Source organism: Bacillus sp. ISO11 (assembly GCF_003458115.1).
GTDB classification, from domain to species: Bacteria; Bacillota; Bacilli; order Bacillales; family Bacillaceae_G; genus Bacillus_A; species Bacillus_A cereus.
Map to the genome: position 1 here is coordinate 55,721 of NZ_QXCO01000029.1, position 10,261 is coordinate 65,981.

Genomic DNA, 10,261 nt, shown 5'->3' on the forward strand with positions numbered 1-10,261 from the left:
AATTTGACCAAAAGTGCTCATTCTCTTAGTGCTTTTAACCAAAAAACTTCTGAAAGGATATTAGCTTGCAGTACTAGCCCCTGTTGCCGCAGTAACTAAATTTAATAATTCCACAGAACATGCTGCACATACTAAGCAACTCCAACAAGTCCAATCCCTTGGTTGTACTACTGGTGTTTCCATTTGACCTACCCCCTTTTCTGTATTGTGTGGTGCGACTAAAGTATAACTCCCTATGTTTTCTAAAAACAATCAAAAAATTTCAAACATTTTGTGTGTGTTTCTTTAATATTTTGTGACATATATTTACAAAACTTTCTTTTTGGTTTATTTAAAATAACAAATATCTTTATTAACTGATACTAAAAATTTTATTTATGAAAAGTTATTTAATCGCAGTATATCTTGTTAAACTGCTTTTTATAATTTATAATGTTAACTGTGTATGGTGTGTATGGTGTGCATTACATAACATAACACTTATCGATAGAGAGGTTGTTTAATGAAAATAGTCTTAAGTAATGTATCAAGTCTGCCTTTATATCAACAGATAAAGGAGCAAATTAAGGAATCCATATTTAACAATGAATTAAAAGAGGGTGAACAATTACCATCAATCCGCTCACTTGCTAACGACTTACATGTAAGTGTACTTACTACAAAAAGAGTTTATGCAGAATTAGAAACAGAAGGCTTTATTATTACAAAGGTTGGAAAAGGGACCTATGTAGCTCCTACAAATTTAGAGTTGTTAATGGAGTCCAAACGCCGGATGGTAGAAGTTAAACTTACTGAAGTTTGTCAAATGGCTCGTAGTATAGGTATTCATGCAGATGATCTCCATTCAATTTTAGATTTAATTTTAGAGGAGGAGAATGAAAAATGAATGTTGTGTTAGAAGTAAATAATTTAAATAAATCTTACGGAAATTTTTCGTTAAAAGATGTTACCTTTTCACTTAATACAGACTGTATAACAGGATTTATCGGTACAAATGGTTCTGGAAAGACCACTACAATTAAAGCGATTTTGGGTCTTATTTTAAAAGATTCTGGGAAAATTAATTTTCTAGGAAAAGATATGGATAAGCATGAAAGAAAGTCTAAAAACAAAATTGGTATTGTGCTAGACGAGGGCTATTTTTATGATGAATTAACAGTAAAGGAAATGAAAAATGTTATTGCTCCATCCTACACTGAATGGGATGAAACAGTTTTCCAAAATTATATTAAAAAGTTTAACTTAAATCTAGAACAAAAAATCTCTACTCTATCCAAAGGAATGCGAATGAAATTTGCAGTTGCATTAGCCCTATCCCATCATGCAGATCTATTAATAATGGATGAACCAACAAGTGGCTTGGATCCATTAGTACGGAGTGAATTAATGGATATTCTCCTTGATTTCATGAAAGAGCCGGGGAAAAGCGTATTTTTTTCCACTCATATTACATCTGATTTAGATAAAATTGCTGATATGATTATTTTAATTGATGATGGAAAAGTTTTAGTAAATGATGAAAAAGATGTTTTAATAGACACACATGCATTGGTAAAGGGCGACAACCGCTTAATTAATAAACAAACAAGACCTCTTTTTTTAAATTTACATCAAACTCACTATGGATTTGAAGGGATTACTAATAAAAAAGATGATGTACGTCGACTCATGCCTGATGTATTAATAGAAAGACCAACTATTGAGGAGATTATGCTTTCATATATTGGGGGGAACATCCATGTTAATTAACCTAGTGATGAAAGACTTTTTGTTAGTCAAAAAATATTTTCTAATCTTACTCGTTTTTGCTGCTATAGCTCCTATTTATCTTTCTTCACAATTACAATTAAACGATGGCGGTCTTGTTAGCTTTCTTTTAACCGTTATTTTGATGGAATATATTTTGTTCGGAACGGTATCCAAATTTGAGGATCAGTACAAGGGAGCGGCTTTACTTTGTGCTACCCCATACACACGAAGCGCATTTGTAAAAGCGAAGTACCTTTTTCTTTTTGTAATTTTTATTTGTGCAGCTATTATCCGTATAATCATTTCAGTTGTCGCACCATCGGGTATAGAAAGCTTGAGCGCTAGCGCTCTTGGAATAACTTTTTTAACTCTAAGTATTTTATTTGGTGTACTACTTCCTGTTCAGTTTAAATTTGGTTATGACAAAACCAAAATCATATCACTTTTAACTGCTTTTTTAATACCTTTTGTTGCTCCTACTCTTATAAGGGGACTACAATCAAGTGATATTGATTTCAAAAGTATTTTTCCATTCTCACCAACTGTCCTAACATGGATGCCTTGTTTCATCTCAATTATTATTGGTTTTATATCAATGATAATATCTCTGAAAGTATATGCAAAAAAAGATTTATAATTTAAATTTGAAATCATAGGAATGAGTAATTAAATACTTTATATATTTAATTACTCATTCCCTTTTATTTAATTCTCTTCTCTAATGAACTTATTCCTAAAATACATTTTATCGATATCAAAGTGAATAAATTTTTCAAATCACTAATTCTCTTAACATCTCTTTTCATTAACGATTTAGTAAACTAAGGATTATACATAATATATCAAGAGGTGATTTTATGAAAAAAATAATTAAATTCCTTCTGTTAATTAACTTGATTTCCGGAACTTTCATACCTATTACTACAGTTCATGCTGAAAATAAATCACAATATTATACTATAATGTTGAAGAATTATGAAAATAACCAAAAACTAGCTAGTAAGTTTCAAAAATATGATATGCAAGTAGTCTATAGTGTCCCAGAGATTGGTGTTATACAAGTGAAAGCTACCGAAAAAGCAATGAATATTGTTCATTCGGATCCTAATATAGATTCATATAATAAGTCATTACAATCGTTTAATTCAAGAGAAGTAGCAACCAATCTCTCTTCCCCCCTACCCTTAAATGAAATATGGGAGAATCAATGGGATATGCAACAAGTAACCCATAATGGTGATAGCTATAGACTATATCCAGGAACTAAAAATGTAACTGTTGGTATCATTGATTCAGGCATTGATATAAATCATCCTGATTTAAAAGATAACATTTCACCTGGATCTAAAAATTTAGTACCTAAAGGTGGATTTAGAGAGCAAGAATCTCAAGAAACAGGTGAATTAAATCGCCTAATAGATCTAAGAGGACATGGAACTTTTACTGCTGGACAGGTTGCAGCTAATGGTTTTATGAAAGGGGTTGCTCCTGGTATTGGAATTAAAATGTATAGAGTGTTTGGTAATGGAGCAGGTGAGGCTATTTGGGTTATTAAAGCCATAGTTGAAGCTGCGAAAGATAATGTTGATGTTATCAATTTAAGTTTAGGCGAATACCTCATCAATGGTATAGTATCTTCTTCAGACGGTGAATCTAGTGAGGAATTATCCGAAATTAAAGCTTATAGAAAAGCCATTAAATATGCTAAATCAAAGGGAAGTATTATAGTTGCTGCGGCTGGTAATGATGCTCTTGATGTTACTAACAAGCAGGAAATGAATGATTTTTTTAGAAAAAAAAATGAAAATACTGGGGTAACATTTACTGGAGAAGTATTAGATGTTCCTGCTGAGTTGCCAAATATAGTAACAGTTTCATCTGTTGGTCCATCTAAATTACTCTCCTTATTTTCAAATTATGGTGAAAGTTTTATAGATATTGCTGCACCTGGAGGAGATAATAGATTATTTCAGCAATATGGTTTAGAACAGTGGGTAAAAAATAAGTTAATGTTAAAAGAACTAATATTAACTACCGCCCCTGGTGGTGGCTATGCTCTCTCTATAGGGGTTTCACTTGCCGCTCCAAAAGTGTCAGGTGCTTTAGCATTAATTATTGATAAAAATAATTTTAAAAAAAATCCAGATAAGGCCGTGAGATATCTTTATAAAAATGGAGTTAGCAATGATACCCCTACTAATAAAAGTTTTTTTGGTAATGGTTTGCTTGATGTCTATAAAGCGATTTCCCAATAAAATATATACACTTCAATTTGGTTTTAAACTAACAATTGATAGTGATTTTTTGATGGAACCTTTATTTAAAGCAAGTCTAATTGCCTTAAATAAAGGTTTTTTATTATATTGAATTAAATTTTTCCATATCCATCTATTAGATTCCCTATTTAGTCATTCTTGGATCCCACTTTTACTAATAACCTTAACAAGTGGTTATTTGCATAATTAGACTATTGTATCCAAAATTAAAAAACACTATTCTTCCTTTATATTTCCACAGAGAGAAAGGCGTTTTTCCCGCAGATATTTCTCTAAACTTTTGAGAGAGATATTAATGGAAGATTGTTATTCCCTATGTTCCTCTACCACCTTATAGTAATCAATTTTTTCTTCAATAAACAATATACTACTCGGAGTATACCGAGTGTATTTTTGTAAATACTAAGATTGTTAAATGTTAAATCGAGGAGGGTTTGTATGCAAGATCGTAAAAAAGCTATAAAAATTCCTGGTTCTGTTATGAAACCAGATTTTGCTGAAACAGATGCACAAAAAGTGAAACAAGAAATTCAAAATGATGTAAGAGCAGGACAAGGAGCAATGACTTCCCGAGAGGCAGGGGCAATGCGAGATTAAGAAAACACTCCTTATTGGTTTTTTCTTCTCTAGAACTTTAACCAGTAAGGAGTTATTCCCGAACTATTTTAGCTTTTTACGTTTTTCCTTTAGAAACATAATGCGTTTCGTTTGTAAATCATAGGTTAATCTTACATCGAATTTCTCTCCATTAAATCTATTTTTTTAAACTAAGATTATTTTCTTTCAGATAATGTATTGCATCTTTGTTCACCGATCTTAAATCTATACCTTGTTTCTCTGCTGCAAATGAACATCCACAATAACACTGACGGAAAACATCATATTCTTTACACATTTCAATTGAACGTTGATATCCATTACTTTTTTTGAAATCACTTGGTAAATAACGCGAATCATAATTTTTTTGCACACCGATTCCAAGTTCATTTATTAATTGACTATTTTTATTTTTAGAAAGAGTAATGGCACTCCCAAAGTAATCAAAACCTTTTTCTTGTGCTACCTCAGCTGAACGATCCAATCTCATATCAAAACAAGCTGAACAACGAAGCCCGCCTTCTGGCTCTTCTGCCAAACCTTCTTCTTTTACCATTTTAAAGAATACATTTGAACGGTAGTCATCCTCAAGAAATCCTACTGTGTGCCCAGTACGATCATTGAACTTTTCTACAAAGATCTTTTGTTCATTAGAGCGTCGCATGTACTCACTTTTCGGATGAATATTCGAATTCGAGAAAAAAACCGTAATATCTGCATGTTCTGCAAGAAATTCCAATGAAGCAGTACTACAAGGAGCACAGCATGAATGAAGTAACACTTTTGGTCTTTCGTTCCTTGCTTCCCAATCATTAATCATTTTTCTTAATACTTTATCATAATTTATTTTCTGATTCTTCATTTTCTTTAAATACGTTTCTACATCTAACACTTCTTTCACAACTAAACCTCCTGTTTATTTTTATTTATTATATCACTTAAATTCATTAATAAAATATAGTAATGTATGTATTTATCGATCATAAAACGGTTCTTATGACCTTTGGTGATGGCTAAAATAATATATGTATTCTATTACCTCTATTTCTAAAATAAATCCTTAATCCTTCTTTTTCATCACAAAATCTTTTGGATTACCTTTTAACTGGTAATACTTCACGTTAAGACGAATAACTACTACGATGATTACCAAAAATCCTATTATATATAACATTGTTTCTTGCTCCGTTTCTTATTGTTTAGCGAACTTATTCTGTAAATACTTCACATGTTTATTTTCAGTATCCTTATCAGTAATATTTGCTTGCAAAATAGTCTGGTAAATATGTTCGACCTCGTCTTTTGTTAATTTCACATCAATATAGGATTCGATACATTTCTTTAGATCGTTATAATATAGGACATGTTTATCTTTAGAATGAACATTTACTCTTTTTAGGCTGCATTTTGGATGAAACGCTACAATAGAAATACACGGCAGCTGTTGTTCGATCACCCATTCAATTGTTTTCATGTGCTTATAGTTTTGTCTAAATGGATTCTGAAAAGAGTGTTTCTTTCTAAAAATACCTTTTGTCCATCTTGCTGTCTTCTCACTTCCATAAATCCAGCCCTCGTAGTTCTTCGTTTCTATAACAAATATACCTGTTTCTGCGATAACAATATGGTCAATTTGAGTTGTATCACCATACTCTGTATGAACCGTCACATCATGTAACACCCAATACCTTTCGTGATCTAATTTTCTTAAAATACGTTTTACCATCTTTTCTCCAGCTCTTCCTTTCCATTTTGGAGCATGTTTTTTTACCATAATGTTTATCGGTATCAGAAGCACAATTAGAATTAATTCAAATATTAATACTTTCATAATATAAGTCCCCTTTTCACATTCTTGTGTTTCTACGCGTTAAACGATATACATGGGTTTCTAATCCTAAAATATAATATGAGATACATAAACCTTTTATCACCATCTCTATGAATCCTAATGCTAATGAAACAATGAGTCCGCCCCGAAATTGAAACGGTCTTGTCACCCTCCGATTCACTGGTTTTTCAATCACTCCAAAATTAGCCCAGGTTGGCAAACGCTTTTCTACATTCTTTATAGTGCCCATTAATCCATATTTCAATGACAAAATGAAACATCCAATTAGTAGATATACAATAGAAGAAAAATAGATAGATAAGCCCATAACAATAATTGTGAGCAGCCAACCTATCAAGATAGAATTACGTAAAGCGGTATATTCTGGATTTCTTTTCAAAACAAGCACTCCTATCAAAATAAATTAAGTTATTATTAAATACGAGGTATGAATTTCTAATTTAAATATTATTTTAGCTTGTATCTTCCTCGTCTGTTTTGCAGGCATACCAGCTCTACTACAAGTTCTGTTCATTCTAAAAATGGAAATCCTTTACAACAAAAAACCGATTAAAAATCGAACGAATTATCCCCTATATCAGAGGAGATATTTGCAGAATACGAAAGGAAAAATCAGATGGGTAGATAAAAGGTACTGAATGAACATTCAGTACCTTTTGCATATATATATATCTTTACATATTCGCAAATAACCATGGAGCCAGTACGGCTAACATACATAGTAAACAAGATCCCGTTATAACGCGATTAGACCAACGATAATACTCAGGTTGTTTTGTACTCTCATGAATTCTTCGTAAACGAATTCCTGCAATTAACATAAAGGGTGTAAAAATAAGTGCTGTTGCTTTAAACAGGTCTAAAAAATCCGTAAAAATGTTCATAAACGAAAATACATCCGAACTAAATAAGAAATATACACTTAATCTCATTGACATCATACTAACGAACGAGAAAATCATACTCCCTGTTGCCCATTTCATCCATTGACCATTCTTTGTAATTAACGCCATAACCATGACAATAACACCTAATATGAAAGAGATAGAAAAGATATTTACCCCTACTTTAAAAGCTGGTGCATACATACCCTCAACTTTTTGTATAATTGATGACCCAAATGAATCGTCTTTCTCTGTCGTTTTTGTTCGATTGTTTAATCCTTCGTTAAAAGATGAAGAAACATCATTTCCTTTCAATTCATTAAAATCCACTTTTACAGATGCATGAGCTGTATGTAAAGGTATGAGTACTAGGATCATAAAAACAAATGTACATAAAACTCCAATCATCCCTTTTTCTCGCTTCACAACACATCACCCGCTAATTTTGGCTTAATGCTCTTTAATTTGATTTCATTTCCTTCTGCAACATAACGGAGATCTGCGGAATAATAGATATTGGCTTTTGTATATGCCCCCATAATCGCATTTGCAATTTCTTCTTTTTCTACTGCTACATATGTTTCATTTTCATTATAAAACTCTATTTCAATTCGATTAATATTATTATTTAATACTGTTATATGTAACTCTTTTAAGCTATTCAAACGATTTCCTAAACCACACACTAGCTTAAATACCTTACTCGCAAGTGTAGGTGGCTTAACATACGTCGTATTAAAATGAATCGTTTCATCATCTATAACACCATCTTCCTCAACTGCGCACGTCATAATGAAAGAATGATTTTGTTTTTCAATTTCTTGTTGATTTAACTTGCGATCAATGACATATTTCAGACTTGTTGATAGATTTTCTATATATTCATCCAGTTCAGTATTTGAAATTTTAACCTCTAAGAATTCTGGGAAAATCATGTAAGCGTGCATATTAGAACTACTTTTACTTACACGTAATACCTGTACCTGTTTCTTTTCATAGCGCACCGTTTGTTCCAATTTTTTTACTACATTGTTGCTTATATGATCTATTATCATATTTCATCAGCCTCCAGTAATTTTAATAAAATAATTTTTACAATCTCATGTATATAAAGCATTGCAATATTTTGCTGAGGTCTCGAAACTCATATTTTATGACTAATAATCACTTTAATCTTAAAACATCTTAATATTACAATGACGTACAGTGTTTCATTATAGTCGAATATTCTTATATGGTGAATCGTTCTGTTTCACTCATTTTCATAAAAATAAAAGGCTATTTTATCCTTATACAAATGAGTGAGAACATACTGTATTTCATGCTATTTATCTAAGAAAATTTAACTGGGAAATGGATGTTATACACTCCCTAGTCATCTATTATTTGATTCAACTAATGTATAGAAATTAGGTGGATTCACCTCAAATTTTATATACATTTATATATTTTCTGGTATTATCCCTCCTTCTATATAAATCCGATAGCACTTCTTATTAGATATCTTTATAAATAATGTTAGTCCTTGTTCTCTTTCTGTCACTTTTGTAGTCCACTTTAACGCTTGTGCCTCTTCTACTTCTGATTTTCACTATTCACAAAAAGCACAATTGTTCAAGTTCTAGAAATGTTATTCATGTTCTCACTTAGCATTTACTTCTCCATCCAAATTCTTTTAGACCGATGTAACAAATAAATTGTAAACACTGACAGACCCTTTTCTAATGTAATTTCCATTGTGAGAGTAGTAATACGCTCTTACTCTTTACTAATCATTCTGCATTCCCTTGGTCAGCAAGAAACAAGACGTTTCACCAATACATTTCCCCTCTCAATTATGCAAATGAATCGTACTTAAACTAGCCCTTTATGAATTTGTTTTTTCCTTTTTCTTCTATGTATTGAAATTAAATAAAATTTTTCCGCTAAATCATTTTTATATGCATAATTATTCCTACCAGATTTCTAATTGCAATAAAAAAGGAAGCTCCAAGTATACATATCACTTAGTTCTTCCTTTTCCCCTGTATAAACTACCATCACATGTTTTATATCGTAGTTCTTCATTTGTACTCCCTAATAACTTATCTATATCAATCAATATATCATCGGGCTCTTTAGATTACTCTTTTAGATCAACTAATACTATTCAAACATTATTTTATATCTTTTTGTTATGTTATGAATCATAAATAATCCCACCTGCAACTTGAAAACAACATAAAAAGGACTTCTTCAAGTCGATTAAAAATGTGCATAACAAAATAAGCTATATATGCACTAATCGGCTCAAAGAAGCCCTTTCAAAATTGAAACAAGAACACAACTTGCTTCTGCAACTCAACCACAACACATAAGGCGTGGGAATAAACGGAATTCAACAAATAACACTATAACTATATATTATACAATTTAGATTTTTGTATCAAGAATTTTTTTATTATCTTTAGTCATTTGTCAGATTTTATACAATCAATAGTATCATCTAGTAAGTTAATTCCAAGATCAGATATTTTAATATTAATAGTAATCACCAGCGAAGTTTCACTAATGATGATAAATAAAAGACGCCAACTAACGTCTTTTATTTTCCCTTCTATATTTTGGTTTTTCAATAATTTAAATTTCTACCTATAAAATGTACTCCTCGTACCATTTTGCTTTTTTAGTTTCCACTTTACTCTCTTTTTCTTCATCTCACTCTTGTATTTCTTCGTACATACGCTGCTGCTCCTTTTGACACTCCCACGGCTAAAGCCGCAAGTCCTATACCTTGCGGTGTAACGGATGGGATTCTTGAATGACTAAGCATTCGCAGTCCATTTCTGTTTTGAACAGCCTTCAAGATGAGGGTGTGCCATCACCCCTCCTAAGACAGACCATATAGGTTCTTAGGCTGATTG

Annotated in this window: 12 protein-coding genes; 5 read left to right on the forward strand and 7 right to left on the reverse strand. The window is 31.5% G+C overall.

Annotated features, from left to right (window positions below):
• Nucleotides 1–60 precede the first annotated feature (60 nt).
• Entirely contained in the window at nucleotides 61–183 is a 123-nt protein-coding gene (gene tucA / locus D1166_RS31930; protein WP_000449799.1) for a subclass IId bacteriocin thuricin17, read from the reverse strand.
• A gap of 319 nt (nucleotides 184–502) precedes the next feature.
• On the opposite strand from tucA, the gene D1166_RS24240 reads away from it, so the two are divergent.
• The 5 genes from D1166_RS24240 to D1166_RS31370 all read left to right on the forward strand — a co-directional run bounded on the left by D1166_RS24240 (nucleotide 503) and on the right by D1166_RS31370 (nucleotide 4,622).
• On the forward strand, nucleotides 503–886 hold the full coding sequence (locus tag D1166_RS24240; protein ID WP_000706800.1) for a GntR family transcriptional regulator: 384 nt from the start codon (nucleotides 503–505) through the stop codon (nucleotides 884–886).
• Nucleotides 883–1,749 (forward strand): ABC transporter ATP-binding protein, encoded by an 867-nt coding sequence (locus D1166_RS24245; protein WP_001103609.1) that lies wholly within the window; start codon nucleotides 883–885, stop codon nucleotides 1,747–1,749. Before D1166_RS24240 ends, D1166_RS24245 begins: the two co-directional genes overlap by 4 nt.
• On the forward strand, nucleotides 1,739–2,386 hold the full coding sequence (locus D1166_RS24250; RefSeq protein WP_000906771.1) for an ABC-2 transporter permease: 648 nt from the start codon (nucleotides 1,739–1,741) through the stop codon (nucleotides 2,384–2,386). The genes D1166_RS24245 and D1166_RS24250 overlap by 11 nt, the downstream gene beginning before the upstream one ends.
• A 220-nt stretch (nucleotides 2,387–2,606) precedes the next feature.
• Nucleotides 2,607–4,004 (forward strand): S8 family peptidase, encoded by a 1,398-nt coding sequence (locus D1166_RS24255; protein ID WP_098316244.1) that lies wholly within the window; start codon nucleotides 2,607–2,609, stop codon nucleotides 4,002–4,004.
• A 459-nt stretch (nucleotides 4,005–4,463) separates the two neighbouring features.
• Nucleotides 4,464–4,622: a hypothetical protein gene (locus D1166_RS31370; protein WP_165851670.1), complete on the forward strand. Its 159-nt coding sequence runs from the start codon at nucleotides 4,464–4,466 to the stop codon at nucleotides 4,620–4,622.
• A 157-nt stretch (nucleotides 4,623–4,779) separates the two neighbouring features.
• Here D1166_RS31370 and D1166_RS24265 read toward each other — a convergent pair whose 3' ends face one another.
• The 6 genes from D1166_RS24265 to D1166_RS31375 form a co-directional block, all read right to left on the reverse strand.
• Complete coding sequence (locus tag D1166_RS24265; RefSeq protein WP_423734368.1) at nucleotides 4,780–5,514, reverse strand: epoxyqueuosine reductase QueH; 735 nt, start codon at nucleotides 5,512–5,514, stop codon at nucleotides 4,780–4,782.
• A 300-nt stretch (nucleotides 5,515–5,814) separates the two neighbouring features.
• Nucleotides 5,815–6,453: a nuclease-related domain-containing protein gene (locus D1166_RS24270; RefSeq protein ID WP_097862037.1), complete on the reverse strand. Its 639-nt coding sequence runs from the start codon at nucleotides 6,451–6,453 to the stop codon at nucleotides 5,815–5,817.
• A gap of 16 nt (nucleotides 6,454–6,469) precedes the next feature.
• On the reverse strand, nucleotides 6,470–6,853 hold the full coding sequence (locus D1166_RS24275; RefSeq protein WP_097855651.1) for a hypothetical protein: 384 nt from the start codon (nucleotides 6,851–6,853) through the stop codon (nucleotides 6,470–6,472).
• Between the two features lie 295 nt (nucleotides 6,854–7,148).
• The gene (locus D1166_RS24280) at nucleotides 7,149–7,784 is read right to left on the reverse strand and encodes a hypothetical protein (protein WP_118043445.1); all 636 of its coding nucleotides are present in this window, start codon (nucleotides 7,782–7,784) and stop codon (nucleotides 7,149–7,151) included.
• Nucleotides 7,781–8,413: a hypothetical protein gene (locus D1166_RS24285; protein WP_097855650.1), complete on the reverse strand. Its 633-nt coding sequence runs from the start codon at nucleotides 8,411–8,413 to the stop codon at nucleotides 7,781–7,783. Before D1166_RS24285 ends, D1166_RS24280 begins: the two co-directional genes overlap by 4 nt.
• A gap of 1,637 nt (nucleotides 8,414–10,050) precedes the next feature.
• The gene (locus tag D1166_RS31375) at nucleotides 10,051–10,203 is read right to left on the reverse strand and encodes a hypothetical protein (RefSeq protein WP_165851671.1); all 153 of its coding nucleotides are present in this window, start codon (nucleotides 10,201–10,203) and stop codon (nucleotides 10,051–10,053) included.
• Between the last annotated feature and the right edge of the window lie 58 nt (nucleotides 10,204–10,261).